Origin of the sequence: Neobacillus citreus (assembly GCF_018343545.2) — a bacterium.
Taxonomy (GTDB): domain Bacteria; phylum Bacillota; class Bacilli; order Bacillales; family Cytobacillaceae; genus Neobacillus; species Neobacillus citreus.
Genome location: NZ_JAGYPE020000020.1, coordinates 12,821 through 39,678, shown reverse-complemented (window position 1 = coordinate 39,678; position 26,858 = coordinate 12,821). Strand labels below are relative to the sequence as shown.

General features: G+C 41.0%; 26 protein-coding genes. 8 read left to right on the top strand and 18 right to left on the bottom strand.

Translation table 11 applies throughout. From position 1 onward, the window contains the following. The first annotated feature begins 64 nt into the window (after positions 1 to 64). From KHB02_RS12825 to KHB02_RS12810, 4 genes are all read left to right on the top strand, one after another. Positions 65 to 781, top strand: coding sequence for an urease accessory protein UreH domain-containing protein (locus KHB02_RS12825; RefSeq protein WP_213145558.1), 717 nt, complete (start codon positions 65 to 67; stop codon positions 779 to 781). Positions 782 to 1,380: 599 nt separating this feature from the next. Next, positions 1,381 to 1,815, top strand: coding sequence for a MarR family winged helix-turn-helix transcriptional regulator (locus KHB02_RS12820; protein WP_213145557.1), 435 nt, complete (start codon positions 1,381 to 1,383; stop codon positions 1,813 to 1,815). 50 nt (positions 1,816 to 1,865) lie between these two features. Continuing rightward, positions 1,866 to 2,513, top strand: coding sequence for an SDR family oxidoreductase (locus KHB02_RS12815; protein WP_213145556.1), 648 nt, complete (start codon positions 1,866 to 1,868; stop codon positions 2,511 to 2,513). Between the two features lie 81 nt (positions 2,514 to 2,594). Continuing rightward, positions 2,595 to 3,131: an NAD(P)H-dependent oxidoreductase gene (locus tag KHB02_RS12810; RefSeq protein WP_213145555.1), complete on the top strand. Its 537-nt coding sequence runs from the start codon at positions 2,595 to 2,597 to the stop codon at positions 3,129 to 3,131. Between the two features lie 229 nt (positions 3,132 to 3,360). Here KHB02_RS12810 and KHB02_RS12805 read toward each other — a convergent pair whose 3' ends face one another. The 4 genes from KHB02_RS12805 to KHB02_RS12790 form a co-directional block, all read right to left on the bottom strand. Then, positions 3,361 to 3,852, bottom strand: coding sequence for a PTS sugar transporter subunit IIA (locus tag KHB02_RS12805; RefSeq protein WP_213145554.1), 492 nt, complete (start codon positions 3,850 to 3,852; stop codon positions 3,361 to 3,363). Positions 3,853 to 4,004: 152 nt separating this feature from the next. Beyond that, positions 4,005 to 5,330 (bottom strand): 6-phospho-alpha-glucosidase, encoded by a 1,326-nt coding sequence (locus KHB02_RS12800; RefSeq protein WP_213145553.1) that lies wholly within the window; start codon positions 5,328 to 5,330, stop codon positions 4,005 to 4,007. Positions 5,331 to 5,399: 69 nt separating this feature from the next. Continuing rightward, positions 5,400 to 7,001 carry a PTS transporter subunit EIIC gene (locus KHB02_RS12795; RefSeq protein ID WP_213145552.1) on the bottom strand — a complete coding sequence of 534 codons (1,602 nt, stop codon included), beginning with the start codon at positions 6,999 to 7,001 and terminating at the stop codon, positions 5,400 to 5,402. Positions 7,002 to 7,128: 127 nt separating this feature from the next. Next, on the bottom strand, positions 7,129 to 7,902 hold the full coding sequence (locus KHB02_RS12790) for a MurR/RpiR family transcriptional regulator (RefSeq protein WP_213145551.1): 774 nt from the start codon (positions 7,900 to 7,902) through the stop codon (positions 7,129 to 7,131). 298 nt (positions 7,903 to 8,200) lie between these two features. On the opposite strand from KHB02_RS12790, the gene KHB02_RS12785 reads away from it, so the two are divergent. From KHB02_RS12785 to KHB02_RS12775, 3 genes are all read left to right on the top strand, one after another. Next, entirely contained in the window at positions 8,201 to 8,371 is a 171-nt protein-coding gene (locus tag KHB02_RS12785; RefSeq protein WP_213145550.1) for a hypothetical protein, read from the top strand. A gap of 139 nt (positions 8,372 to 8,510) precedes the next feature. After that, the gene (locus KHB02_RS12780; RefSeq protein ID WP_213145549.1) at positions 8,511 to 9,686 is read left to right on the top strand and encodes an MGDG synthase family glycosyltransferase; all 1,176 of its coding nucleotides are present in this window, start codon (positions 8,511 to 8,513) and stop codon (positions 9,684 to 9,686) included. Positions 9,687 to 9,790: 104 nt separating this feature from the next. Next, positions 9,791 to 10,324: a phosphatase PAP2 family protein gene (locus KHB02_RS12775; RefSeq protein WP_213145548.1), complete on the top strand. Its 534-nt coding sequence runs from the start codon at positions 9,791 to 9,793 to the stop codon at positions 10,322 to 10,324. 74 nt (positions 10,325 to 10,398) lie between these two features. Here the strand turns inward: KHB02_RS12775 and KHB02_RS12770 are convergent, their stop codons facing one another. The 3 genes from KHB02_RS12770 to KHB02_RS12760 form a co-directional block, all read right to left on the bottom strand. Next, positions 10,399 to 12,240, bottom strand: coding sequence for a S9 family peptidase (locus tag KHB02_RS12770; protein WP_213145547.1), 1,842 nt, complete (start codon positions 12,238 to 12,240; stop codon positions 10,399 to 10,401). A 334-nt stretch (positions 12,241 to 12,574) separates the two neighbouring features. After that, positions 12,575 to 13,420 (bottom strand): aldo/keto reductase, encoded by an 846-nt coding sequence (locus tag KHB02_RS12765; RefSeq protein WP_213145546.1) that lies wholly within the window; start codon positions 13,418 to 13,420, stop codon positions 12,575 to 12,577. Positions 13,421 to 13,432: 12 nt separating this feature from the next. Then, positions 13,433 to 14,656 (bottom strand): MFS transporter, encoded by a 1,224-nt coding sequence (locus KHB02_RS12760; RefSeq protein WP_213145545.1) that lies wholly within the window; start codon positions 14,654 to 14,656, stop codon positions 13,433 to 13,435. A 197-nt stretch (positions 14,657 to 14,853) separates the two neighbouring features. Between KHB02_RS12760 and KHB02_RS12755 the strand changes: the two genes are divergently transcribed. Beyond that, positions 14,854 to 15,225, top strand: a complete 372-nt coding sequence (locus KHB02_RS12755) for a winged helix-turn-helix transcriptional regulator (RefSeq protein ID WP_213145544.1) — start codon at positions 14,854 to 14,856, stop codon at positions 15,223 to 15,225. Positions 15,226 to 15,438: 213 nt separating this feature from the next. On the opposite strand, the gene KHB02_RS12750 is transcribed toward KHB02_RS12755, so the two are convergent. The 11 genes from KHB02_RS12750 to KHB02_RS12700 all read right to left on the bottom strand — a co-directional run bounded on the left by KHB02_RS12750 (position 15,439) and on the right by KHB02_RS12700 (position 26,828). Then, positions 15,439 to 15,951, bottom strand: coding sequence for a DUF3189 family protein (locus KHB02_RS12750; protein WP_213145543.1), 513 nt, complete (start codon positions 15,949 to 15,951; stop codon positions 15,439 to 15,441). A 72-nt stretch (positions 15,952 to 16,023) separates the two neighbouring features. Continuing rightward, the gene (locus tag KHB02_RS12745; protein ID WP_213145542.1) at positions 16,024 to 17,007 is read right to left on the bottom strand and encodes a quinone oxidoreductase family protein; all 984 of its coding nucleotides are present in this window, start codon (positions 17,005 to 17,007) and stop codon (positions 16,024 to 16,026) included. A gap of 114 nt (positions 17,008 to 17,121) precedes the next feature. Continuing rightward, a complete protein-coding gene (locus KHB02_RS12740; RefSeq protein WP_213145541.1) occupies positions 17,122 to 18,339 on the bottom strand; it encodes a CaiB/BaiF CoA transferase family protein in 1,218 nt (405 codons plus the stop codon). Positions 18,340 to 18,400: 61 nt separating this feature from the next. After that, positions 18,401 to 19,570, bottom strand: a complete 1,170-nt coding sequence (locus KHB02_RS12735) for an acyl-CoA dehydrogenase family protein (RefSeq protein ID WP_213145540.1) — start codon at positions 19,568 to 19,570, stop codon at positions 18,401 to 18,403. A 250-nt stretch (positions 19,571 to 19,820) separates the two neighbouring features. Beyond that, a complete protein-coding gene (locus KHB02_RS12730; RefSeq protein WP_213145539.1) occupies positions 19,821 to 20,621 on the bottom strand; it encodes an enoyl-CoA hydratase/isomerase family protein in 801 nt (266 codons plus the stop codon). 14 nt (positions 20,622 to 20,635) lie between these two features. Further along, complete coding sequence (locus tag KHB02_RS12725; RefSeq protein ID WP_213145538.1) at positions 20,636 to 21,577, bottom strand: hydroxymethylglutaryl-CoA lyase; 942 nt, start codon at positions 21,575 to 21,577, stop codon at positions 20,636 to 20,638. A gap of 133 nt (positions 21,578 to 21,710) precedes the next feature. Next, positions 21,711 to 22,289, bottom strand: a complete 579-nt coding sequence (locus tag KHB02_RS12720; RefSeq protein WP_241113840.1) for a Fe-S-containing hydro-lyase — start codon at positions 22,287 to 22,289, stop codon at positions 21,711 to 21,713. Between the two features lie 12 nt (positions 22,290 to 22,301). Next, positions 22,302 to 23,153, bottom strand: a complete 852-nt coding sequence (locus KHB02_RS12715) for a fumarate hydratase (protein ID WP_277398243.1) — start codon at positions 23,151 to 23,153, stop codon at positions 22,302 to 22,304. A gap of 22 nt (positions 23,154 to 23,175) precedes the next feature. Further along, positions 23,176 to 24,693 (bottom strand): FAD-binding protein, encoded by a 1,518-nt coding sequence (locus KHB02_RS12710; protein ID WP_213145537.1) that lies wholly within the window; start codon positions 24,691 to 24,693, stop codon positions 23,176 to 23,178. A 53-nt stretch (positions 24,694 to 24,746) separates the two neighbouring features. After that, positions 24,747 to 26,102, bottom strand: coding sequence for an MmgE/PrpD family protein (locus KHB02_RS12705; RefSeq protein WP_213145536.1), 1,356 nt, complete (start codon positions 26,100 to 26,102; stop codon positions 24,747 to 24,749). A gap of 60 nt (positions 26,103 to 26,162) precedes the next feature. Next, positions 26,163 to 26,828 carry a GntR family transcriptional regulator gene (locus KHB02_RS12700; RefSeq protein ID WP_213145535.1) on the bottom strand — a complete coding sequence of 222 codons (666 nt, stop codon included), beginning with the start codon at positions 26,826 to 26,828 and terminating at the stop codon, positions 26,163 to 26,165. Positions 26,829 to 26,858: the final 30 nt, after the last annotated feature.

Below are 26,858 nucleotides of genomic sequence, written 5' to 3'. Positions count from 1 at the left end.
GAAATTCCATCCAACAAACAAATATATGGTGTTTGCTTTTTACTATTTTTAAGGAGGTTATTTAATGGAGGTAGGTTTTCTATCCATTCTTGCTTTAGGATTTGTGCTGGGTATCAAGCACGCAATAGAACCAGACCATGTGATTGCTGTATCTACCATTGCTAGTCAAAGTAAAAAATTATTACGTTCGTCTTTAGCAGGAGTATTCTGGGGAATTGGTCATACTGCTACATTATTTATTATCGGGATTATCATTATTCTTATGAAAGGCGAAATACCTGAAAAATGGGCGATGTCATTAGAATTTTTAGTTGGTATCATGCTTGTTTATCTCGGAGTTTCAACTGTCCTTTCATTTAAGAGTATCCACATACATCAGCATGAACACCATGGAGAAGAACATAAACATGTTCACTCTCATACTCATATGGGAAAACACGGACATAAACATAAACATCAAAATGTCTCATACTTAAAGTCCATGGTGATTGGCTTAATTCATGGTCTTGCAGGATCTGGTGCTATGGTTCTTTTAACCATGAGTACCGTTCATAGTGTTTGGGAAGCGGCCCTTTATATCCTTATATTCGGTGTAGGAACCATAATTGGAATGCTTTTCTTTACCACCATTATCGGAATTCCTTTCGTTTTTAGCTCCAAAAAAGTTGGGCTAAATAAATCACTTACTCAAATAACTGGCTTGATTAGTATCGTGTTTGGGATATTTTATATGTACGACCTAGGGGTAACTGAAGGGTTATTTAAACTTTGGATACAGTAGTTTCATTGAAGAGAGAGATGGATTTTCCATCTCTCTCTTCTTTATCTCTTCTGAATTGTACGCTGAATAAGAAGCTGTCATAGTGTTCTTAACATCTTTTTCATCTATAGTTAATGTTCGTGAGAACTGATATTGTTTACAATTGTATTATATTCTTGGTCACTAATAATCCCTAACACTTTACATAAGTAGGAATGTAATAGGATTTTTTTCTTAATTCGTTTAGATGGAAACACCATTATCACTCCCTTTATTCTTATATTATTTAATTCCCCTAAAAAGTTTCCTTAATGCAAAAAGTTTTCCTTGATAAAAACTATTATCTTTATAAATCCATCGAGATTAATCGTTTTTTTGACAATTTCAAGTTTGAAATGGATGGATGGCTGCACCAATATTTGTAATCCAATTGGCGAAATAATGCTTTCCGATTTATTCGCCTTTCATTCAATAATAATGAAATTAAATTTCTGTGAAGACTCATCGAGCGATTCTTGAAAATGATGCATAAGAACCGTCCCCATGTATCATAATTTAGTTGACCTTAACGTAATTTCGTGTTAATTTGTATATGCAAATGAATATAAGGATTTGATCAAATGAATGAAGAAGAACAGGTATTAATTCATTGTCTTTACTTTACAGCCAGCCGGTTTGCTCGTAACATTACAAAATTAGCCGAAAAAACATTTGATTTTGGTGACCTAGCACCTTCATATCTTTACATGATTATGATTGTAAATTTCCATCCGGAAATCACGCAGAAGGAACTATGCCACAAGTTATCCATTGCACCTTCGACCAGTACGAGGTTTATTGAGAAACTTGAAAAATTAAAACTGGTGACCAAAAAAATGGATGGAAAACAAACATTTATCTCTTTAACTGAAGAAGGAGAAAAAGTGTACCATCAATTTCGGGTGTCTTTAAAAGAATTGTTTAACAGCTATTCCGAAGTCTTAGGACGCGAGTTCAGTAAGGATTTAAGTAAAATGCTTCATGAATCAAGCAATAAGCTAGAAAAAGAACAATAATTTTTTTATCCTCTCATTTGCATATACAAATAAACTAGGAGGCTGTTGTTATGTCAGATAAGATATTGCTAATTGTCGGTGTTGGACCTGGGATTAGCTTAAATACAGCAAGAAAATTCGGAAAAGAAGGCTTTAAAGTTGCTCTTATTTCCCGCAGCATGGAGTCATTACAAAAATATGAAAATGAACTTAAAAATGATGGGATTGAAGCAACAGGATTCCCAGGGGATGTCTCCTCAGAAGAATCTTTAAAAACCGCCATTGAGACAGTCATTAAGACTTACGGAAAAATTGATGTACTCTTATACAATGCTGCCGCAGGAAGACCAGGCAAACCAACAACATTAAGCGTGGATCAATTAGTGGAAGATTTTAAAATCAGTGTAGCAGGAGCTCTTACCAGCGTTAAAGAAGTAATTCCCCATATGGAAAATGGAACTATTTTGTTAACGGGCGGCGGATTAGCTCTTCACCCCTATCCTGATTATGCTTCATTAGCAATTGGAAAAGCAGGTATTAGAAATTTAGCATACAGCTTGCACCAAGAATTGAGTCTAAAAGGAATTTATGTTGGAACGTTAACGATTAAAGGGTTTGTTCAAGAAGGAACCTATTTCTCACCTGAAAATATTGCGAATACATTTTATAGCATGTACGAAAATCAAACGGAAACAGAAATTATATTTGAAGAAAAGTAAAATTTTTTAAGCTTTCATTTGCATATACAAATAAAAAAATCCCGATGAAACAATAATTGAAATCAAAAAGGAGACTTACAAATGAAAACTCTTGTAATTATCACCCACCCAAATTTGGAACAATCTCGAATTAACCGCACTTGGATGCAGGAGTTGAAAAAACACGAAAACATTACGATTCATACTCTTTATCAGACTTATCCAGACGGGAAAATTAATGTAGCACACGAACAAAGCCTATTAGAATCACATAATCGTATTATTCTTCAGTTTCCATTCTACTGGTACAGCACGCCCTCTTTGTTAAAAAAATGGCAGGATGAAGTGCTCTCTTACGGCTGGGCCTATGGCCCAGGCGGCGACAAGCTTCACGGTAAAGAACTAGGTCTTGCGATTTCAACCTTTGGACCGGAAGAATCTTATCAGCCTAAAGGCTATAATCATTTTAGCATGGAGACCTTAACAACTCCTTTACAGCAAACTAGCAATCTCATTGGCACGAAGTTTCTACCATTGTTTGTGTTAAATGGTGTTATGCATGTCTCAGATCGAGAACTTGCCGAAAATGCTAAAGCATATGTTGATTTCGTTCTTCAGCCATCAAAAGTAGAAGCATAATTTTCTTGCCCATTTTAATTCGCCTTAAGCGAAACAAATATTAATGAAAAATCCTTAATATAAATGGGATTTTTCCCTGGTAAACACCATAAGGGAAATCCTATGAATTATACGATGTGATATGAAAAAGTAATAAAAAAAGACCAACGTATATACGTTTGGTCTTTTTGCAATATTTTGTAGAGTTCTCTTGTAACACAACTTTCTAACCCAACAACGAGTCTTATTTCTACTTCATTTTCACCTGCAACAAAACAGATCCCCCACGTGTAACTGAGGTTTCCTCCGTTTTAGTTAAAGTGTCGACTGCATCAAAGTTTGTAATCACAACTGGCGAAATAATGCTTTCTGCTTTTTCCTTGACCAACTCCACGTCAAAGGTAACAAGCTTGTCACCCGCTTTAACTTGATCACCTTGTTTTACATGACCTTCAAAGCCTTCTCCACCCATCGCGACCGTTTCCATTCCGATATGAATGAGGATTTCCAAGCCATCTTTGCTGCGAATTCCAACAGCATGATTGGTTGGAAAAATTTGCGCAATCTCACCGTCCATCGGCGCTACGACTACTCCTTCAGTTGGCTCAACTGCAATCCCGTCACCAATCATTTTTTGGCTGAACACCTGATCAGGAACATCTTCAATTTTGACCACTTTTCCTGTAATCGGAGAAACAAGTGTCATTGTTGTCTCTTTTTTTCCAAATAGCTTTTTAAACATTCTATTATCCTCCTATCGCAAGATGCCCGTATGAAAAGGCGAAAAAGCTCTCCGCTTCTTTCGCCTTTCATTCATCTTATATTAAATTACTATGAAAACCCATCGAAACGATTCTTACAGATGATGCATAAGAACCGTCCCCATGCATCATTTTAGTGCAATTCTGGCCAGTATGCTTTATTGGCTTCAATTAGATCGTCTAAGATTTCTTTTGCTACTTTGGCGCTTGGTACTGTTTTTGATAGTGTCAGCGCCTGCCATAGTTTTTGGTAGCTGCCTTCGATATAGGCTTGGACGACTAATTTTTCGACTGTTACCTGCTGGTACATTAATGCTCTTTGGAATTCAGGAATCTTTCCTTGGCTTAATGGTTCTGGACCGTCGCTGCCTACAATACATGGAACTTCAACCATGGCATCGTCGTCAAAGTTGGCAATGGCGCCATTGTTTTCGACGATTAACAGCATTCTTTCGTGCGTGTTGAAGGCAATGGCACGAGCAAGGTCGACGATAAAGACAGCATGAGCGCCCATTTCAAATTCACAGCCCTCCGCAGTTCCTCTTTCAACGATGTTTCTTGCTGTTGAAAAGACCGTCTTTTCCCTGCCGGCGATGACTTCATTAGCCCGCGTGAAGTCAGGATTGGAATGTTCCACCACATAATCAGGGTAGAAATAATATTTTAAATAGGTGTTAGGCAAGAATCTTGGATCGACCGCCAACAAATCCTTCGCTTTCTTATGTGTTTCCTGCCAGCTTGCATCTGTGTGCTGGGTATCCACTTCTTTTTGTGTCAAATAGCCGTTTTCTGCCACATAGTCGCGAATTTCAGGAAGATATTCATGTCCTTCTTTATCTTTTACGCTTGTCCACCAGCCAAAGTGATTTAATCCGAAATAACGTACTTCCAAGTCCTTTGGCTCTTTGCCAATGATATGCGATATTCGGCGCAGCGTTCCAACAGGCATATCACAAATGTTCAATACCTTGGAATTTGGGCGAAGCACGCGGCAAGCTTCCGCTACGATTGCTGCAGGATTGGAATAGTTTAACATCCAAGCATCCGGTGAATATTTTTCCATAATGTCAATCAACTCGATCATGTCACCGATGCTTCTCATTCCATACGCGATGCCGCCAGGTCCGCAGGTTTCTTGGCCGACGACCCCATGCTTTAATGGAATCTTTTCGTCTTTTTCGCGCATTTCATATTTTCCCGTACGAATATGGGCAAAACAGAAGTCGATATCGGTGAATGCTTCTTCCGGGTCGGTTGTGAAAGAGTACTCGATATCTGGTGCATTTTCCTTCATGACAATCTCAAGTGCTTCCCCTAAGACTGCTTGTCTTTGTTCGTCGTTATCATATAATTTTAATTTTCGAAGCGGGAAACGGTCCAGATTATCCAATAGCATCATCACAATCCCCGGTGTATAGGTGCTGCCTCCGCCTGCAATTACTACTGAAAATTTCTTCATGTTCTCCATCCCTTCTACTTTACTAATCTGTTTTCTCTAGTTGTTACATGTTTTTATCTGTAAAAATATCTATTCGTTTGTGCTTAATCCCAAGTAGCTGTCTACCGCTTTACGGATGTTTGTTACCTGTAAGCCATAAACAACCTGTACATTTTTGTCTTTAATAATAACTCCGCTAGCACCTGTTTCTTTTTTCAACACATCTTCATTTACCCTTTCAGGATGCTCCAGAGTTAAGCGAAGTCGTGTATAACAATTTGTGACAGTATTAATATTGCTTGCTCCACCCAAGGCATCGACGATTACAGGGGCAATTCCGTCATTTCCTTGCGGCACAGGATCCCCAGCTGTTCCTGCACTTTTCTTTGCTTTGTAATCTTTCTTTGAATACAATTTCGTCTCATTACCTTCATCTTCTCTACCGATTGTTTTGAAGTTGAATTTTACAATCAAGAAGCGGAAGACCACGTAATAGATCACAAAGAAGATTAATCCGATTAAAATGTACATTGGCCAGTGTGTCTTTTGAATTCCGAGCGGTAGATTGAATAGTAAGAAGTCAATCATTCCATTTGGTCCAATCGCACGTACATCAAATAGATGGAATGTTACCATTGCTAAACCGCTTAAGCATGCGTGAACCACAAATAGTAATGGTGCAACAAACATAAATGAAAATTCAATTGGTTCTGTAACACCTGCGATAAAAGATGTAACCGCAGCAGGAATCAAAATAGCTTTAACCTTGGCTTTGTTTTCAGGCTTCGCAGTATGGTACATGGCTAAACAAGCACCGATTAAACCAAACATTTTGGAAATACCGCGGGCATCCCATACGACGCTTGGGGAAAGCTCTTTTACGCTTGGATCGGCAATTTCCGCATAATAAATATTTCTTGCCCCTTCGAATACTTTGCCGCCAACTTCAGCAGTACCGCCCAATTCTGTGTATAAAAATGGTGTATAGATAAGGTGATGTAATCCGGTTGGAATTAACAAACGTTCTAATGCTCCGTATAAGAAAATTCCGAAGCTTCCGCTATGGTTGATCAGTGTTCCAAGCTTATTAATGCCAGTTTGGAAATATGGCCAAATAAATGTAAGAGCGATAGATAATAGCACAACGACTGGAATTAGAACGATAAAGACAAATCGTGAACCGCCGTAAATCTGAAAAGCGCCATTGAATTCTGTATCAATAAATTTGTTATGGACCATAGCAGTGATGATACCGAGGATTAGTCCCAGGAACACACCCATGTCCAGGATTTGCACACCTAATACAAGAGTTTGTCCAGTCCCTTGCAAGGTTTCTCCTTCATAAAGAACCCCGCTCAGCTGCATAAATTTATTCATCGCATTGACAAACACCAGATAGCCTAACAATGCGGTAAATCCAGCTACCGCTTTTTCTTTATTCGCTAAACCGACCGTGATCCCGACACAAAAGATGAGTCCCAAGTTACCAAGAATCGAAACCAATGATCCTGTTAAGATGGTCCCGAATCCTGTTGTGATCGGATTATTTAAAAATGGGATAACTTCCAATAATCTTACATTCGTTAATAAGTTTCCCAGGGCAATTAAAATACCCGCAATCGGCAAAATAAGTACCGGAATGAACATCGCTTTTGAAAAGCGCTGCATGCCATCCATGACTTTCGCTTTCATTTTGCCTTCCCCTCCTGTATGTGTTTTTGTATTCGTTTTCGTCGACAGGTTTAGAATACAATGTAACCGTTTCATAGTCGATAGAATCAACAAGATAAAAAACGTGTTTCACACATTGAAACACGTTTCACTCGTTGCTGTCTTTTTTAGTCAATATCGTTTCAAGATACTGCTTGATAATAAATTCAAACATCAGCATAAGACTCGGAAAAAAGCTGTTCGGCAGCATATTTCGGTCGTCCAGTTTGCTGTGGTCAATGATTTTAAAATTCAAATCGGAAAGCTGAGCGATCCGATTGTCTGTTTCTTTTGTGAATGACACTGTAAAAATCTGATGCTCTTTGGCTGCTTGTATTTTATCGATGATTAGCTGTGTTTCGCCTGATTTGGAAATGACAACCAAAGCCCCGATATCTTCCAAATTATTTTCGAATACGCCAACCGAATCAGTTCCGCTTGCAAAAATTGTTTTTCTGCCCAATACCAATAATTTTTTATACAAGTATTCTGCAGCAATCGCGGAAAAACCAGTGGCATAAATAAAAATATAGCTTTGCTTAAGGTTTAGTACATTGTGTATAAAGGATTGGAAATCCCCCAGTGAATTATGGTCTAGAAAATCCTTCTCACTAATTTCCAAAAAATCCTCCATCACGCCGCTTTGCGGTAAATCTGCTTTTTTAACAAGCGGCAGAAGCTGATAATACATATCAACAAATCCGGTATAGCCTAATTTTTTGGACAAGCGGATGACAGTTGCCGGAGAAGTGAAATTTTCTTTTGCTATTTTCCGTACGCCCATTTGCAAAACAGTGTCGATATTTTCAATGATAAATTGAACAATCTGGACATCTATTTCAGTTAAATTTTTCCCTTGAACAATTTTACTGATATCAATCATATTTTACCCACTCTCACTCGATGAAGCCCTTGCTATCAATAGTTTTCATTATATCGGAATAGGAGTTTTACTACAAACTTATGTCGAGGAAAAACTTTTATAGTAAGAAATTATAAAAAAGAAAATTAACCAAAAATCCAGTTTCGTAAATTATAAGTAAATTTTAAATAGAAACTATTAAAGCCGTTTATAGATACGGTTAATTCATGTTAAGAATTGGAAAATCGCCTCTTTTTTTCCTCAAAAGCTTGTATGATAAGACTGTAATAAAAAATGCAACATTCAAGGAGGAAGAAAGATGAAATTCAAAAAATGGTTATTTGCTTTGATGTCAGCATTGATGTTACTCGGAGTTGCAACTGCATGCTCAGATACCAGTTCAAAAACAGATGATACGAACACTGAACAAACCGACGATGGTTCCCAAGATGATGGATCGCAAAACGAAGATGGCAATTCTGGTCAATAAGCAGGAAGAAAAAGTTGGAACAAGACGGGTATTACCGTCTTGTTTGCTATTTTCATATCTTCTTTCTTTTCATATTTCTTTACGTAGGTGTCAGAACTCATAGTACGAACAATAAAAAAACTTAAAAAGGGCTGATACTATGGATAAGACATTATTGATTATTTCATCCGACCATACAGGCCATGGTCATAAAAGCATAACAGAAGCGCTGTGTGAAAAAGTCAAATCTTTCAATGGGGTAAAAATTCATGTTGTGGATGGGTTTTCGCTTGGTAAGCCATTACTGTCAAAAATCGGTGAAGCTTATGGTCCCCTCACAAGAAAATCCGAAACACTTTGGAAAATGATCTGGAAACTATCAGCTGAAAAACCTTCCATCGTAAACCATTTTTTTGAAGGACTTATTAAAGATCATTTTCTTCAACTTATTGACGATTTAAAGCCCGATATGATTTTATCGGTTCATCCCAATTTTAATGGCTCCATCTTGAACATCCTAGAGAAGCAAAAGGTAAAAATCCCTTTCATTACCTTAATCGCTGACCTTGTAAACATTTCCCCCCTATGGCTGGATAAGCGAGCAGAAACCATTATTTGTCCCACGTTTGAAGCCCAATTTAAGTGTATTGAGTTTGGGATTCCGCTTAAGAAGATACAGGTGTTAGGATTTCCAGTCCGATCGCGCTTTTTCCGTAAGAGCCATCCACAACCTGAACTCTATGGAAAAGAAAAGCCCTTAAAATGTTTAATCATGAGCGGGGGTGAAGGTGTAGGAAACATGGAGAAAATAGCAAAAAGCCTCCTTAATCACTTCAATTGTACGGTAAAAATTGTAGCGGGAAGAAATGAAAAACTTAAAGCAAAGCTGGAGAGAGCACTTAAGCCCCAATATGGTAATCGAGTTGAGATTTATGGGTTCACGAAAAATATTCAAGATTTGATGCTGCAATCTGATATCGCTTTTACCAGGGGAAGCCCCAATGTCATGTTTGAAGCTATCGCTGCCAATACACCGCTTATCATTACAGGGGCTTTGCCAGGTCAAGAAGAGGATAATCCAGCCTTCGCCGAAATTTTCAATTTGGGAGTGGTCTGCAAAAACCCAAAGGAAATTAGACTGACTGTAACGAACCTACTCGAAAATAATGGTGAAAAACTCAACAAAATAATAAACTCCCAAAGAACATTTATCCATGCAACCGCCGCCGAAGACATCCTGACAATGATATTGAGGCATGGGGACGGTTCTTATGCATCATTTAAACCTGAAGAATCAACCGAAGAAGACAATTTACAATTCTTAATTTATTCTTAACACCAGTTTCATAAAAACTAGCCGTTTTCCCTTTATAATGGAGGAAACCCAATGTTTGGGTTTTAGATTGAAAGTGTGTATTTTACTTATAAGGGGAGACGAGCATGAGCAAAATCATTCATGTCCTTTACGGATTCGATTGTCGAATCTTCCAGAGAATTAACCGGTATTTTCATCTTTATTTGTTAAACCTCTTTTTTCGAACGATCACACATTTCGGAGGAGCGAGATTTACGATTATCAGCTCGATTCTTCTTTTTCTAACTGCATGGTCCAGGGAAACGCGGCTCCTTGCTATTTCTAGTGCTCTTGCTTTGGCAGCGAGCCACATCCCGGTCCATCTCGCAAAAGAATTTTTTCCGAGAAAAAGACCTTATTTGACGATTGAAAAAACGAATATACTGGAGAATCCCTTACAGGACCATTCCTTCCCTTCGGGTCATACAACCGCCATATTTGCCGTTTTGACTCCCTATATCTTAACGATCCCGACATTTTCTTTGGTTCTGATTCTCGTGGGTGTATGTGTAGGAGTATCAAGAATTTATTTAGGCCTCCACTATCCATCTGACGTGATTGTCGGAGCAATCCTCGGAATATCGGCAGGCTGTTTGTCCTATTCTTTACTATTACTGTAATAGACGCTCCATGGGCCATACATTGCTTAGCAAAAAGGACTAACCAAGATTGGTCAGTCCTTTTTGCCTGAGATTCAATCAAAGAAGAAAGGATATTCCCGACTCCTTTTAAATCCCCTGCTTCTTTTGTCTTCGATTCCAAAACATCGTTCAAGAAAATCTACGATTGCCTTGTAGGCAATTTCTTTGTTTTTTAGCTTAGAAATCGTATGGCCTTCATCGTCGAAGCGAATAAAGTCAACAGGGTGTTGTTTTCCCTTCAGTTTATTAACGATTTGCTCGGATTCTTTAATATGGACACGAGGGTCACCTTCCCCATGGATCACCAATAACGGAGTGGTAATGCGACTTGTGTGATTCAATGGATCGATTTTATCAAAAAAGTCTCCATCTCTTTCAATCGTTCCGTATTCAGCTTCCCTAAGCTTCTTGCGCCAAGGATGGGTAGTTTCCAAGAATGTTCTAAGGCTCGACATCCCCACAATATCAATCGCGGCAGACCATAGCTGTGGATAGTGGCTGATGGCTGCGAGGACCATAAATCCTCCATAGCTGCCTCCCATTATTCCTATCCTATTAGAATCGATGTTCCCATTCACTTTTAGCCATTCAACTAAAAAAACTATATCCTTCAGGGCATCCATTCTTTTTCGGACATCATCTAATTTCGTGAACGTTTTTCCATAACCTGTACTCCCACGAATATTTGGTGTGCACACCGCATACCCTTTACCGATTAAATACTGTACAACTGGGTTGTATACAGCACGAGACTGGCTCTCAGGACCTCCGTGAATGACAATGACTAACGGAAATTTTTCAGTTGTAATCTTTGGTTTATAAAAAAATGCTGGAATTTCAAGATGATCAAATGAGCGATAACTTATAAGCTCTGGCTCAACTAATTTATCTTGAAGTAGTGGGGAACGGGAAACATAGGTAAGTCTTTCTGACTGTATGCTTTCTAAATCGAGCTCCCAAATATCAGATGGATATGCCGGGCCATTGAAAACATAAGCCAGTTTTTTGTTATCAGGGGAAAATTTTAAATCTTTTATGATTCCAGTTGGTGTTTTCCAGGAATAAAGGTAACTTCGATTTATGTCTAAAAGTACCCCCTTAGATACTCCTCCCTCATTCACGGAAAAGGCTAACAAATTTTTATCAGAATTCATTTCGAGTTCTTCAAAATCCCAATTTCCTTGCTCCAGCCACACGAAATGCTTGGTTTTTATATGGATAAGTGCAAGCCCAAAAAATTCACTATCTTTGTTCGTTAATACATAGATATGATCTCCATCCTTGTTAAAATGGACTTCTCTAAAACTCGCTTCTCCTTTATGCTCTGTTATCCAATCAACAGACCCCGTTGCCAGATCGAGTATGCCTAAATCATTATCCAGGGGAGAATTTGTCTTTTGGACTAATAATGATTTCCCATCAGGAGACCATTCCACTGCTGTAAAAAGGCCATCTCCGGTTAACATAGGATGATATTCCAGTGTTACTAAACTTTGAATATAAATATCAAAAAATGCTGGATTCCGGCGATTGCTTGACCAGACAATCCATTTTCCATCCGGGGAGCTGCCACCATATCGATGAACATGATTGGGTGACTTTGTCAGTTCAATCAGTTTCCCATCCTCCTTGAGTAAGAACAACTGCTGATTTTCATTTCCGCCCACATCCATCCCAATAATCCGGTCAGAAGTGCCCTTAACAAGTCCAACAAAGGTAATTCTTTCTTTTGTAAAAGAAATTTGAGCAGGCCATTCTTCCCCACGATTGAGCTCCCAAACCTGTGGAGTGCCCGTATAATCAGCAATAAAGCTAAGCTTTTGACCATCAGGGGTATAAACAGGATTCTTGGCATAGCGAACATGCAAATAAGGGTCGATACTCTCTTTAAACAAGAACATCCCTCCCGTTCCATTAAGGGATTATAAAATCGCTTTACTTTGTTTAAATATGCGCTGAAAAAATGGCCCATTTTCATGCCATCGAATCATTTATATTTAAATATCATTTAAGTTATTCTTTTTGGACGGGGTTTTTATTTTGCCTGCTAATATTAAATAAAATAGACTAATTATGAAAATAACAAATGAGCAGAAAAAATAACTGTCGTTACTGTTATCAAGCTGAATATGGTAGACAACAAAACGGTTTGTGCTGCATATTAAGATATTTTATTAATTGTAAACTAAACAAGGACCCAACTTAATGATGAGTCCAAAATCGTTTTATTTAAAAATCAAAATTGTCTGGGTCTGGACCGACACGATGATTCTGGTTCAAGCCATCAATTCGTTTCATGTCTTCTTCTGTTAACATAAAATCAAATACTTCCGCGTTTTCAACAATGCGATGTTCTTTTGTGGATTTTGGAATTGTTACAACGCCGTTTTGTAAGTCCCAGCGTAAAATCACTTGAGCAACCGATTTGTAATACTTATCCGCGATTTCTTGCAGCACTTGATTATCTAGTAACTGGCCTTGCATGAGCGGTGACCAAGCCTCCATTTGAATGCCGTGTTCCATGCAAAACGTTTGAAGCCCTTTTTGAGTCAAACGCGGATGGTACTCTACTTGGTTCACCATTGGAACAATTTCCGCATCTTTCATTAAATCCTCAAGATGATGAATCTGAAAATTACTTACTCCAATTGCTTTGACTCTACCTTCTTTATAAAGAGTCTCTAAAGCTCTCCAAGACTCTTTGTATTTACCTTCTACAGGCCAGTGAATGAGGAATAAATCCAGGTATTCCAACTCGAGTTTGTTTAAGCTTTTTTCGTAGGCTGCGATAGACGAGTCGTACCCTAAATCAGCATTCCAAACCTTCGAGGTTACAAATAATTCTTCTCTGGAAATGCCTGCCTCCTTCATTCCTTCTCTTATACCTTGTCCGACTCCTTCTTCATTTCCGTAAATGGCTGCTGTATCAATGCTGCGATACCCATGTTTAATCGCTGTTTTTACTGCCTCAACCAGTTCCGGACCTTCTTCCACTTTAAACACTCCGATGCCAAACCAAGGCATTTGTACTCCGTTATTTAATGTTGTTGTATCTTTTAAATTTTTTACTGTCATAAAAATAACCCCCTAATTGTATTGAAAAATATGTTCGTGATTCCTGTCAGCCGATTTTTCATCTTTTCGCTCCAGCGCTCGGCTCCAGCCTGTTAAAAACACCGCTCCTGCCACCATCAATGCCCCTATCCAAGGCGTATGAATGAGCCCGATTGAATCCGTTATAACTCCCCCTAAGTAGGAACCGATGGCGATTCCAGCGTTAAATGCTGCAATGTTGATGGCAGAAGCAAAATCTACTGCACTCGGTACAAAACGTTCAGCCAACATTACGACATAAACCTGCAATCCAGGCACATTCATAAAAGCTAATAGCCCCATAAAAATGATGGTTATGAGGGCTGCGGCCTTAAATGGAGCAGTAAACGTTAAGACGAAAAGTACGATGGTTTGTAGTATAAACATATAGAATAATGCGGCAATCGGCTTTCGGTTTGCGGCCTTCCCGCCAATCACATTTCCGATTGCAATTGCAACGCCGTATACCAGCAAAATGACAGCAACTGTTCCTTCTTTAAAGCCTGTTATTTCCTGAAGCAGTGGTGATAAATACGTAAAGACAACGAACGTCCCACCATATCCCAAGGCTGTAATCGCAAATAAAAGTAATAATCGGCCATTCGACAGTAGTTTGAACTGGTCGCGTAATGCTGTACGAACACCTTTACGCAATTGAGATGGAACAAGGATGCTAGTAGCAATGAACGCAATGATTCCAACTACGACTATTGCGATAAAGGATGTTCTCCACCCAAATTCTTGGCCGATGAACGTACCAAACGGAACGCCTGTAATAGTGGCTACCGTAAGCCCTGTAAACATGATGGCAATCGCACTTGCCCGGCGGTTTTCCGGTACCAAATCAGCAGCAATAGTAGATCCAATCGACATGAACACCCCATGTGAAAATGCAGAAATAACACGGGCACCTAGTAAAACACCGATACTATCAGCACTGGCTGCAATGCTGTTGCCAATTATAAAAACAATCATAATCCAAAGTAATAAAGACTTACGTGACATACTAGATGTAAGAGACGTTAGGATAGGCGCCCCAAAGGTTACCCCTAATGCATACAGTGAAACCGTTAATCCAGCTGTCGTGACTGAAATTTGTAAATCTTTCGCTATAAGTGGCAATAAACCTACACTGATAAATTCTGTTGTTCCAATTGCAAATGCGCTCACTGCCAATGCCAAGAGCGCCAATGTACTCTTTTTCTTATCAAAGGACATAAAATGGTTCCCCTCCTGAGCAAAGTATTGTAGTATGATTCAATCTGCTAGCAGATAAATATTGAATATGTTGAAGTTTGACCGGCACATGTTATTATGAAACATATCAATCTAATAGAAAAGTACGTACTTTAAAGTGCTATAGGCACCAAATAGTGCGATAGGTACTTTTTAGTACCTATGGATCTGGAGGTATCATGAATAATAAGAAATATAATATTGCCGTTGAAGCCACATTGGAAGTTATAGGAGGAAAATGGAAGTGTGTCATCCTTTGCCATCTTACACACGGCAAAAAACGCACAAGCGAATTGAAACGGCTGATGCCAAACATTACACAAAAAATGTTGACCCAGCAATTACGTGAACTGGAGGATGACGGTGTCATAAACCGCATTGTGCATAATCAAATTCCACCAAAAGTAGAATATGAACTTAGTGAATATGGATTGAGTTTGAAAGGGATACTTGATTCTTTATGTTCTTGGGGAGAAAAGCATATTACAAAGGTTTATGGGGACAAATTCGCTGTTTTGGAGGAAAGTGTACTTAATGATCACCTGAAGTAATATCTATGTATTTTTTAATGAAAACGAAGGCTTGCAATACAAGCCTTCGTTTTGTTTAGTAATCCTTCGTTTATTGTTAAGGGATTTCTTGAAGCCCACTACCAAAAATAGTCTACCTAAATCTTGAAATTCATTCTCACTTCATAATTAGATAGATCCGGTGTTACGTACGACCCATCTAAGCTACCGGATTTCTCATGTTGACTTAAGTAACTACTTATACATTTCATTGTCTAAAATAATCACATTTTCGTTGAATGGGGTTTTTCCAACTTGTTTGGTGTTTTCAACCAACCGATAAATATTATCACAGCATTGCTTGGCACCTCTCACTAGTAACGGTACGCCAATAAAGTCTATCTTCAAGCCTCTCGAAAAAAATCCTCCAAATGACATCGAAAGTGGAACGGTAGGTGAGGTATTGGAAAAAACGATTTTTTCTTCAAACTGAAATTTCTCTTGAAGTAGTAAAATTATCTCCTTCATCGCTGGTACAACGAGTTTGTTTCTTTTCCGGCCAATCGAATAAACTTTGTTCCCATCCTCATCCGTACCATGAAAAATGAGCTTTCCAAAATCCTTTTTTGTAAGTTTGTTAAAATACTTCACATTTAATATTTCTTCGGTAGTTAGCTTTCTTTCCGATTGAGGTAATTGTTTTAAATGATAGGCGGCAGCCAAAGAAGTAGTATGTGTTCCGCCATAGTCATTATAAATATAAATCATGGGAATTCCCCTTAAATATTTTATTTATATTTAATATGGGTATTTATTCCACTTTTTAACCAAAATTTTATTTTAAAAATTAGGGTCCACATTCAATAATATCTTCCCTTTATTCAGCCTATTTTCCATTAAGGTATGGGCCGCTGCCGCCTCTTCCAACATGTATTCATGTCCAACTTTAATTTTTAGCTGATTATTCACTAAAAGTGGAAAAACTTCTTCAGCCGTTTCTTTTAATAAATGCGGCCTTAACTTTCTTGTGGTCCCTAGACTAAACCCTAATACATTTCTGCAGCTAGCATGTAAATCAACCGTTTTGATGGTTCCTACATGTCCGCTGGAATTACCGAAGTGGACCAGCCTGCCATATGGTGCTAAACAATTGAAGCTATTTTCCGTGACGGCGCCGGAAAGGGAGTCGAGGACAATGTCCACACCCTGCCCATTGGTAATCTCATTTACAATTGGGGCGAAATCCTCCTCCTCATAGCAAATAACGAAGTCGGCTCCACTTTCTTCAGCCACCTTCATTTTATCCCTGCTGCCAACCGTCCCGATGACCGTCTTTGCTCCCAAAATCTTGGCAACTTGAATGGCGGTGGTCCCTACCCCGCCAGCCGCAGAATGAACTAATACTGTTTCTCCCTTTTCCATGGCGGCAATATTTTTCAATAAACGGTACGACAAAAAAGACACAATCGGACAAGCGGCTGCTGTCTTGAAATCCAATTCATCGGGAATGGGAAAGACTAATTGATCCGATGCCACCACATATTCCGCATACGAACCATTTTTCGGGAAGACGATGACTCTTTGTCCTTCTACGAGCCCCGATACCTTGCTGCCTATTTTTTCAATAAATCCTGCCGCATCTAAACCTGGGATAAACGGTAGTGTTGCTCCCTTTTGGCCGTATCTTGATTTAATATCAGCGAAGTTTACACTAGTTTTCACGACCCTAATTAGTACTTCGTTTTCAGCTATAACTGGCATTTCAACATCTTTGTATTTTAGGTTTTCTGTACCGCCAAAGCCGGTGACGACAATTGCTTTCATTACGGTTTCCCCTCTCTGTTCCATTTTACATTTACTGTATTTCCTGCCAGTTAATGTTGTCAACAGGAAAACGAACGCCCACTGCCTACAATTTGGCAGTGGGTTCCTTGTAAACTATTTATGCGATTCTAGCTTTTTAGCCTCTATTTGGATGGTCCCGTCATTTAAAAGCTGTTCTATTTGTTCTTTGTTGTAACCAAGCTTGTTTAATATCTCCTCTGTATTCCCGCCCAGTTTAGGTGGAGCCTTTTGAATGGACACAGGTGAACTGCTAAGCTCAAAAGGAAGTCTTGGCAGTTTGAAGTCTTTAATAGTTGAGTGTTTAACATCAGTCCACATCTGGATTGCTTCTGTCTGCTGATCCTGGACTACTTCTGATATTTTCTTCACCTTTGAGCTTGGTACTCCTGCATCTACTAATAGCTGTACCCACTCATCCGCCGTTTTAGCTTGGAGAATGTTTTCAATCGCCACTCTTAAATTTTCACGATGCTCCACTCGCTCAGGGTTATTTTTGTAGCGTGGATCCTCGACCCATTCTTCCTTCCCAAGCACCTTGCATAAACGTTTGAATAAGGAATTATTGGAGATTCCGATCATCACAGGAGCATCACTTGCGTGGAAGGCTCCATACGGTGCAAAGGCTGTGTGTCCGGCACCGTTTTTCTTTGGCTCATTTCCCGTCGCAAGCCATGACAGCATGTGATAGCCGACCCAGAATACTCCCGTTTCATAAAGGGATGTAGTGACTAACTGTCCTTCTCCCGTCTTTTGTTTATGAAAAAGTGCCGAAATGACCCCGATGGCTCCCCACATCGCACTCCCTTGATCGAGGACCGAAACTGGAACACGGGCAATTTCCGCTCCTTCTGCACCGTTAATCCCAATAATCCCGGAATCTGCTTGGGCAATCGCATCATAACCCGGCCGGTCACAAAGTGGACCATCTTGACCGTAGGCTGATAAAGAACAATATACCAACGAAGGATTCAATTCTTTTAGTCTCTCATAACCAAGGCCCATTTTTTCCGCTTTTTGAAAGCGGAAGTTTTCAACAAAAACGTCTGCCGTCTTGACAAGGTCATAGACGATTTCTCGGCCGCTTTCCTTTTTTAAATCAATGACGACCGATTGTTTATTACGGTTGATGTGAAGGAAATAAACGCCTTCTCCTTCCCAAAATGGTCCCATTCCTCTCGAATCGTCACCAATATCAGGCCGTTCAATTTTAATAATTTCTGCCCCTAAATCCGCAAGAATCATCGTTAAACTTGGCCCTGAAACATTTGTTGTTACATCCACTACTCGAATGCCGCTTAATGGTCCTGGCATCTTGGCTCCCCCTTTTCAAAGAGAGGACCCTTTTTTTAAAAAAGGTCCTCCTGATGTTGTCTTAAAATGAACGTGGTAATCCAAGGACATGCTGTCCAACATAACTTACAACCAGGTTGTTGGTTATCGGTGCTACAATAAACAGACGGGCTTCCCTAAATTTTCGTTCGATATGATATTCTTTTGCAAAACCATAGCCGCCAAATGTGTCCATTGCGGCATTCGCTGCGCGCCATGTAGCTTCGGATGCAAGATATTTTGACATGTTCGCCTCAGCCCCGCAATCCATTCCAGCATCAAACATTTCTGCAGCCTTATCTCTCATCAATTTAGCAGCTTGGATATCCATATAGCCTTTAGAAATTGGGAATTGAACCCCTTGGTTTTTCCCAATTGGACGGCCAAATACTTCGCGCTCATTGGCATATTGGACGGCTTTATCAACAAAGTACATGCCATCACCAATGGATTCAGATGCAATGAGAATTCTCTCTGCATTCATTCCGCCTAACACATAGCGGAAGCCTTTTCCTTCTTCCCCAATTCGATTCTCAACCGGGATTTCCGCTCCTTCAAAAAATACTTCTGTCGTTGCGTGATTGATCATCGTATCAATCGGGCGGATATCGATTTTATCCGCTTGTTCCTTCATGTCTAAAATAAACAGGCTCAACCCGTCTGTCTTTTTCGCTACTTGGTCTTTTGGTGTCGTTCTAGCCAATAACAACATTAAGTCGGAATGTGCCGCTCTTGATGTCCAGATTTTTTGACCATGAACCACGTATTTGTCTCCGACTCTTTCAGCAAAGGTTTGGATGCTGGTTGTATCGCTTCCAGCGGTAGGTTCGGTGATGCCGAATGCTTGCAGTCGAAGTTCGCCGCTTGCGATTTTAGGAAGATATCTTCGTTTCTGGTCCTCATTCCCATGGCGAAGAAGAGCGCCCATGGTATACATTTGGGCGTGGCAGGCACCGGAGTTGCCTCCTGAGCGATTGATCTCTTCTAAAATGATGCAAGCTTCCGTCATTCCTAGTCCAGCACCGCCGTATTCTTCAGGAATTAATACAGATAACCATCCCTCTTCAGTTAGCGCTTGGACAAAGGCGGTAGGATAGGCATCTTTTTCATCAGTTTCCCGCCAGTAATCTTCTGGAAAGCGCTCACATAAAGCTCGAACGCTTTTCCGAATCATTTCATGTTCTGTATTTTCTACTATTTTTGTATTTGACATTTTTATATACCTCCGCGATCATTTTTTAATGGTTTGCATAGTACTGTTTTGTATACCCGCAAGTTGGACTGGGTTATCCGCAAGTAAAGACCTGTTACCCGCAAGTTAGACTCGGTTTTCCGCAAGTAAAAACCTTATCCGCAAGTTGGACTCGATTATCCGCAAGTAAGGGCCTCTTATCCGCAAATTAAACTCGGTTTTCCGCAAGTTTCACCCACTTATCCGCAAATAACCCTTATCAATCCACCCGTTAACGCCCTTTCCACTCCGGAGCCCGCTTTTCATTAAAGGCATAAATGCCTTCCAACCGGTCTTCTGAGTTCGCACATCTATAGTAAGCTTCTAATTCTAAGACAATACCCGTGGCCAAATCTGTTTCAGTCCCTTTATTAACCGCCTTCTTCAATGCTTTTAGGGAAAGCGGTGCGTTTATTGCAATGGTTTCAGCTAATTTAATAGTTTCCGCCAATAGGGATTCACTCTCAAAGACATGATTAATTAGTCCCCACTGCTTACCTTCTTCTGCTGTAATCCGTTTTCCGGTATACAACATTTCCTTCGCTAACCCAATTGGGAGAATGCGAGGAAGCAATTGAGAGCCGCCGATGCCAGGAATTAATCCCAATTTCGCCTCCGGCAGTCCGAGTCCAACACCCTCAGCAGCGGTTCGAAGGTCACAGCTTAGAGACATTTCAAGGCCGCCTCCTAGTGCATAACCATTAATGGCAACAATCACCGGATACGGGAATTCGCGGATACACTCGGTTACTTTTTCAAAATAGTCATGCTGTTTCTTCCAGTCCTTCTGGGACATGCCATTCCGCTCTTTTAGGTCGGCCCCCACACAAAAGCTCTTAGTACCTGAACCAGTAAGCACCAAAACGCGGACCGATTCATCGTATTTAAGTTCCTCAAAAGCTTCGACTAATTCCAACGCCATTTTTGTATTCATCGCGTTCATGGATTCCGGACGGTTCAGGGTTAACACGGCGATCCCTTGATGGCTCTCCGCCCGTTCTAATTTGATAGTTTCATAAGTTTTGACTAGCATATCTGCTCATCCCCTTAACATAAAGAACTTGTAGTTTTATTTGGTACAGGATACAAGCGGGAGCTTTTCCCTGCTTTTGCGACTTGTCCTGGCAAGTCATGTTCCAGTAATTCCCCTAGCCGATGGGAAGCTTCGATTAAACCATCAAGATTGATGGAAGTACGGACGCCCATTTCTTCTAACATATGGACCACATCCTCGGTGCAAACATTACCTGTTGCACCAGGAGCAAATGGACAGCCGCCAATCCCGCCTAAGGATGCGTCGAAAACGGTGATTCCTGCCTCTAAACCGGCAAGGATATTGGAAAGACCCATACCCCTTGTATTATGGAAGTGGCAGCCAAATTCAACATTGTTCCATTCATTCACGACTTCCTTCGTCAATTGATAGACCTGCTTCGGATTGGCCATCCCTGTTGTATCTGCTAGTGTAATTCTTTTGATGTTATGTAAGAGAAGTTGTTCAATCAGATTCATGATGCGTTGTCGCGGAACTGGACCTTCAAAGGGACAGCCAAATGAGGTAGCAACTGTAACGTTAAGGTTGATCTCGTTATCTGATGCAAATTGCGATAAATGCTTGAAGTTTTCCAATGACTGTTCGGTGGTCTGCCGAACATTCTGTTCGTTATGGGTATTACTTGCTGAAAAAACATAATTGACGGACTTTACGCCCGTTTGTTTGGCCAACTCGAGCCCCTTCAAATTAGGTACAAGAGCTACGAGGTTCATTTCAGGATAGGACCTTAGATGCTCATGAAATGCAGCCGTATTGGCCATTTGCGGGACGAGTTTTGGATGGACGAACGATCCAAATTCAATTTGGGATACATTCGCCTTTTGCAATAAAGAGAAAATCTCAACCTTCTCATCCACCGTTAATACTTTTGACTCTAACTGAAGCCCATCCCGTAAGCCTACTTCGTAAATCGTGACTTGTTCAGGCAATTTCATCGTATGATTCCTCCATCAGGAAAATGATGTTTTTCTTTATAAATAGGATACTGTATCCAAAATACAATTTCAATAGTTTTTCGAATATTCATAAATTTATTTCTCTCTTCTCAAAAAAACAAGGCTGCCGACCTTAACTGTCAGCACCTTGTACATGATTTTGCTCAAAAAATTGCTGTTTCCCTATTTTGTACCAGTCATTTCCCTCATGATCAATGATGACCACAGCAGGAAAGTTTTTGATGGTTAATTTATAAATCGCTTCTGGGCCCAGGTCTTCGTAAGCGACCACTTCAACAGATTGAATGGTTTTGGCAATCAGTGCTCCCGAACCGCCGATGGCAGCAAAATAAACGGCTTTATTTTTCTTCATCGATTCAATGACTTCTTCACTGCGGTAGCCTTTTCCAATCATTCCTTTTAAACCGAGATCCAATAAGACGGGAGTATATTTGTCCATCCGCCCACTAGTGGTCGGACCGGCTGAACCAATCACAGCTCCTGGCTTGGCAGGAGTCGGACCGACATAATAAATCGTTTGTCCGGCAACATCGAAGGGCAATTCTTCCCCTCTTTGCAGCGTTTCAAACATTCTTTTATGAGCAGCATCCCTGGCTGTATAAATGGTGCCGCTTAAGAATACTCGATCGCCCGCTTTTAATTTCAGCAATTCTTGTTCGGATATTGGATTGGTGATGTGAATAGCTGACACTGATGCTCCCCCCTAAATTCTGACCTCTTTATGCCTGCTGGCATGGCAGTTCAAATTCACAGCGACGGGCAGCGCGGCAATATGACAAGGTTCAATTTCAATTTTCACATCAAGGGCCGTTGTATTCCCGCCCATTCCTTGCGGCCCAATACCGAGCTCATTGATTCTTCCCATCAATTCCTTTTCCAGCTCCGCGATTTCCGGCCGTTCACTGCGATGACCAATTGGCCTAAATAACGACTTCTTCGCTAAATAAGCACAGCGCTCGAAATTCCCGCCGATTCCCACTCCAACCACCAACGGCGGACAGGCATTCGGCCCTGCTTGGGCAACGATGCTTAAAATATAGTCCTTAATCCCGTCTAAGCCGTCTGCAGGCTTCAACATTTTTAAGGCACTCATATTTTCACTGCCTCCGCCTTTTGCCGACATATGTATGACCAGATCCTCACCCGGTACCAATTCAATATGAATAATCGATGGGGTATTATAGCCCTTACTCTTCTCCCTAGTGATCGGATGGTCAACAATTGAGTGTCTTAAATAACCCTCTTCATAGCCTTTCTTAACCCCTTCATTAATTGCATCGTAAAGACTGCCGCCGCTAATGTGACAATCCTGGCCGACTTCGACGATAAAAACGGAAACGCCTGTATCCTGACACATTGGCACACGCTCGGACCTAGCGATATCAGCATTCAGCAGCAATTGCTCTAAAATGTCTTTCCCCGTTTCGGAGGTTTCTTTTTTCAAAGCAGCTTGAAAGGCTTGAATCACATCCTGGCCCAGCTCAAAATTGGCCTCTTGGCACATGTTGGCCACCTGATTGACAATCTCTTCATAAAAAATCGTTCGCACAGCCATCTTCCCCTTTTTGTTAAAAAAGTTATGTCCTTTCACTCACGGTTTCTCTCCTGAATTCAATGGTTTTCCCTTTAATAACAAGGTTTCCTTCCCATTGTTTCTGTTCCTCTTTTACATCCTGAAGGATATGGGCCCCTCTGCTTTCTTTCCTCATCGCACCGGCAAACGCGGCTGCCCATGCTGCCCGGACTTTATCTTGGAGCTGAAGTGCCGTGACACCTTTTTCCTCATTTAATTCCTCCGCCAGCCTGTCTAGTTCTTTTTCCGCCTGCTGTAAGGAATTAGTGGTTCTTTCGATTCCAACAAGGTTCCACATGATCTCTTTCAGTCGCTGTGTTACCTCCAACTCTTTTCCATTAGGTAAAGTGTTTTCCCCAAAAGTAGGAATTTCGACCGCTTTTGGAACAGTCACACCTTCTTGAGCCGCCATCTTCCCTGTCCGATGCCCAAACACAAGTGCTTCTGTCAGAGAACCTCCTCCAAGCCGATTCGCCCCGTGGAGTCCGCCGGTTGTTTCCCCACAGGCATATAATCCTTGTAAACTCGTTCTGCCCCATTCATCCACTTTAATCCCGCCCATGCAATAATGCTGAACAGGGTACATTTCCCACTCCCCTTGATGTCCTTTTTTAACAAGCCGGTATACATATGGACTGTCCTTCGCTAAATCCTCATCAGAAACATTAGAAAAGTCAAGGTACACATCGTTTTGCTTGAACATTTCGTAGCTTAGAATATCTCGTGTTTCCAGCTCTTTTCTTGGAAAATCCGCCATAAAGCGTTCCGAAGCGTTATTTAAAAGGACGGCCCCTTTTCCAAAAATCCTAGTCATGACATCTACGTTCGCAGGATGCTTCAGCCGATACGGATAAAACTGAACAAATTCCATCCCGACCAGCTCGGCACCATGCCTCCACGCCATACCAATCCCCTCTCCTGATACATCCTTTGGATTATCAGTAGACGCATAAAGCCCTCCGAATCCACCTGTTGCCAGTATCGTAGATGGCGCGTAAAAAGCATGTAATTCCGCTGCCTTTTCGACGACCACACCGACCACAGCCTGGTCCACCTTGATTAAATCAATCAAGGTGGAGTGCTCGAATAATTCTACGCCGATTTCCAGCGCGTATTGTCTCAATACTTTTGTTGTGTTTTTCCCGAGTCCGTTTGCGGCATAAACCCTGCGGGGGAACGAGTGTCCGGGCGTACTGATTTTCAGCTCTCGTTCCAAGTGGATGCCGAATTTACTCTCCAGCTCGTTGACCCTGAAGGTACACTCCTCAGCTAGAATTCTAGCTAGCATTGGATTTGATAGATTTCGGCCGCCACGGATAATATCTTCGAAAAAGGTTTCAGGCGAATCCCCTGTTGAAAAAATGGCTGATTGGACGCCATCAGAAATAACGGATGAACCGCCAAATCCCGCTTTCCCTTTGGTGATTATGGCAACACGTGCCCCTTCTTCCCTAACCGCTATCGCTGCTGCAAGCGCGGCCTGGCCCCCGCCAATCACGATGACATCAACATTCAAGGGCATTTTTCAAACCACTCCCAATAATTTAGTTCGATATGAAATAGCGATATCCTCCATTACTGTTGTAAACGGCTGATTTCTTGTTTCCTCAGCCATTCTCTCGTACTGATTGAATCTAATTTGAAAATCGCTTCGACCTCTGCTTCAGGATGTTCTAATTTTTCAGCAGTCATCATGATAAACTTCTGGATTAGTTCCTCTTTTGTGGCCATTTTTTCAGGGTCACCCTTTGGATAATCGGTTGCTTGTTCAAAAATTTTCCCATTTGAAAGAGCAATTTCGACTTTCGCTCCCCATTTTTCTGGATAGGCTTCCTCATAATAGGAATCGACGACTACGTCTACTTTTTCCATAAGATTTAAAATCTCGGAATCTTGTAAGCTTTCAGTCGTGAAATCCCGTAACGAAGCGGAGCCCTTTACTGCAGCCAGGGCAGCGCAAAACTGACTGCTGAATTTACAGGCGTAGATACTGTCAGGGTTTGGTTTGTCGGTAATATTCAGGACGGTTTGATAAGTCTTAATTGTGATTCTATCAATCTGTTGATACGCAATGGAATGATCATTCATGATGTCGAGGATACAATCGATGGCTGGATGGGTATGGCGACATGATGCATGGATCTTAAAGCTGTTCTCGATGATCTTCCATTCATGTCCGAGATTCTTCGTGATTTTCGATGGGTCTGCCGATTCAGCCATCGCTTCAAAGAACCCTCTTTTTCCCTCTAAAATTTTTGTTGCTCCCGTGAAGTTCTTTTTGGCAAGCAGGGCGGCGAGTGTCCCGTTGTAGGCTGCTTTAGCGGTGTGCAATTGTTTTGTGTTGGCCCCGTCTTCGATAAATTCCCACAGTCCTGCCGCTTGGCTGCCGGCATTTCCGAGGGCATGCATCGTTTGCTCCACATTTAAGTTTACTAGCTTCGCTACCGCAGCGGCAGAGCCAAATGTGCCGCATGTGGCGGTATTATGCCAAAAATAATAGTGCGATGGCGATACAGCCTCGCCAATTCGGTAACACACTTCATAGCCAACGGCCACTGCCGTAATCAATTCTTTGCCGCTAAGGTCATAGGCTTCTGCTGCGGCAACGGCGGCCGGAATGACCACGGTACCGGCATGAATAATCGAAGATTTATGAATATCGTCGAGCTCCACAATATGGCTGGAGGCAGCATTGACCAACACTGCATTGCCTAGTGAGGATTTTCCTCCCGTGACGAGACTTGCTTGTTCATGACCGCCCCATTCTTCGACAAGTTCCTTCACCGCTTGGATTGGCGGCATGTCTTTTCCAGCGATGGCAGAGCCATACCAATCAAGGATACAGATTTTCGTAAACTCCACGACATGTTCAGGTAAATCTTCAAAACTCGTTTGGCACACATATTCAGCTAATCTTTTTGATAATGTCATTTTACTTCCCTCACATTCTTATTTTGGATATTGGATACAATTTTATCAAAAAAGAGAGAACTATTTTTTTCCCTCTTCTTTTAATCTCTTTACTAACATATTGCCGGTTCGCGAAATATGGTTGGAAACGAGATTCGCTGCCGTTTCCTTATCTCTGTTTAACACGGCATTTAAGATACTTCTGTGCTCCACATTCGATGTTTCTTTTTGGCCTTTTAAAATATGAGGAGTTTGCTGCGGCAGACCATTCCATAAGGTGCTAATAAAGGAATTGAGCCGCTCCCAGCTGCTCCGCTTCATTAATAGACGATGAAATTCAATATTGTAACGGATAAATTCATCCACATCTTCGCTCGCTTCCATTTGCTCTACCAAGGTCGTTAATTGCTGATGGTCTTCATCCGTTAAATGCTCCACACTTTGGTAGACAGCCATTTTTTCCAATTCCGTTCGGAGTGCATATATCTCTTCGATATCGCCTACTTCAATCGACTTTACCACTGCCCCTTTATGCGGCTCAAGCTTGATCAGTCCTTCGGCTTCGAGTTTTTGCAGCGCTTCCCGGATTGGCATCCGGCTGACACCCATCGCATCGGCAAGATCCGATTGTTTAAGGCGTTGGCCAGGTTTTAACTCTCCTTTTAAAATGGCTTCGCGAATAATATTACATACTTTTAAATGCAAGGTATCTCTGTTTTCTATCATAAGTCGATTTTTTTCAAGCATATTTAAATACCTCTTATTATCCTGTTTTTG

Bases quoted from the DNA above. Each gene is read 5' to 3' on its own strand.
- KHB02_RS12735 (WP_213145540.1), bottom strand. From the start codon at position 19,570: ATGTCAAATACAAAAATAGTAGAAAATACAGAACATGAAATGATTCGG.
- KHB02_RS12765 (WP_213145546.1), bottom strand. From the start codon at position 13,420: ATGACAGTAAAAAATTTAAAAGATACAACAACATTAAATAACGGAGTA.
- KHB02_RS12825 (WP_213145558.1), top strand. From the start codon at position 65: ATGGAGGTAGGTTTTCTATCCATTCTTGCTTTAGGATTTGTGCTGGGT.
- KHB02_RS12810 (WP_213145555.1), top strand. From the start codon at position 2,595: ATGAAAACTCTTGTAATTATCACCCACCCAAATTTGGAACAATCTCGA.
- KHB02_RS12750 (WP_213145543.1), bottom strand. From the start codon at position 15,951: ATGATTTATATTTATAATGACTATGGCGGAACACATACTACTTCTTTG.
- KHB02_RS12815 (WP_213145556.1), top strand. From the start codon at position 1,866: ATGTCAGATAAGATATTGCTAATTGTCGGTGTTGGACCTGGGATTAGC.
- KHB02_RS12725 (WP_213145538.1), bottom strand. From the start codon at position 21,577: ATGAAATTGCCTGAACAAGTCACGATTTACGAAGTAGGCTTACGGGAT.
- KHB02_RS12760 (WP_213145545.1), bottom strand. From the start codon at position 14,656: ATGTCCTTTGATAAGAAAAAGAGTACATTGGCGCTCTTGGCATTGGCA.
- KHB02_RS12775 (WP_213145548.1), top strand. From the start codon at position 9,791: ATGAGCAAAATCATTCATGTCCTTTACGGATTCGATTGTCGAATCTTC.
- KHB02_RS12785 (WP_213145550.1), top strand. From the start codon at position 8,201: ATGAAATTCAAAAAATGGTTATTTGCTTTGATGTCAGCATTGATGTTA.
- KHB02_RS12755 (WP_213145544.1), top strand. From the start codon at position 14,854: ATGAATAATAAGAAATATAATATTGCCGTTGAAGCCACATTGGAAGTT.
- KHB02_RS12820 (WP_213145557.1), top strand. From the start codon at position 1,381: ATGAATGAAGAAGAACAGGTATTAATTCATTGTCTTTACTTTACAGCC.
- KHB02_RS12740 (WP_213145541.1), bottom strand. From the start codon at position 18,339: ATGCCAGGACCATTAAGCGGCATTCGAGTAGTGGATGTAACAACAAAT.
- KHB02_RS12805 (WP_213145554.1), bottom strand. From the start codon at position 3,852: ATGTTTAAAAAGCTATTTGGAAAAAAAGAGACAACAATGACACTTGTT.
- KHB02_RS12700 (WP_213145535.1), bottom strand. From the start codon at position 26,828: ATGCTTGAAAAAAATCGACTTATGATAGAAAACAGAGATACCTTGCAT.
- KHB02_RS12790 (WP_213145551.1), bottom strand. From the start codon at position 7,902: ATGATTGATATCAGTAAAATTGTTCAAGGGAAAAATTTAACTGAAATA.
- KHB02_RS12780 (WP_213145549.1), top strand. From the start codon at position 8,511: ATGGATAAGACATTATTGATTATTTCATCCGACCATACAGGCCATGGT.
- KHB02_RS12710 (WP_213145537.1), bottom strand. From the start codon at position 24,693: ATGCCCTTGAATGTTGATGTCATCGTGATTGGCGGGGGCCAGGCCGCG.
- KHB02_RS12795 (WP_213145552.1), bottom strand. From the start codon at position 7,001: ATGAAAGCGAAAGTCATGGATGGCATGCAGCGCTTTTCAAAAGCGATG.
- KHB02_RS12745 (WP_213145542.1), bottom strand. From the start codon at position 17,007: ATGAAAGCAATTGTCGTCACCGGCTTTGGCGGTACAGAAAACCTAAAA.
- KHB02_RS12730 (WP_213145539.1), bottom strand. From the start codon at position 20,621: ATGCTAGTCAAAACTTATGAAACTATCAAATTAGAACGGGCGGAGAGC.
- KHB02_RS12715 (WP_277398243.1), bottom strand. From the start codon at position 23,153: ATGGCTGTGCGAACGATTTTTTATGAAGAGATTGTCAATCAGGTGGCC.
- KHB02_RS12705 (WP_213145536.1), bottom strand. From the start codon at position 26,102: ATGACATTATCAAAAAGATTAGCTGAATATGTGTGCCAAACGAGTTTT.
- KHB02_RS12800 (WP_213145553.1), bottom strand. From the start codon at position 5,330: ATGAAGAAATTTTCAGTAGTAATTGCAGGCGGAGGCAGCACCTATACA.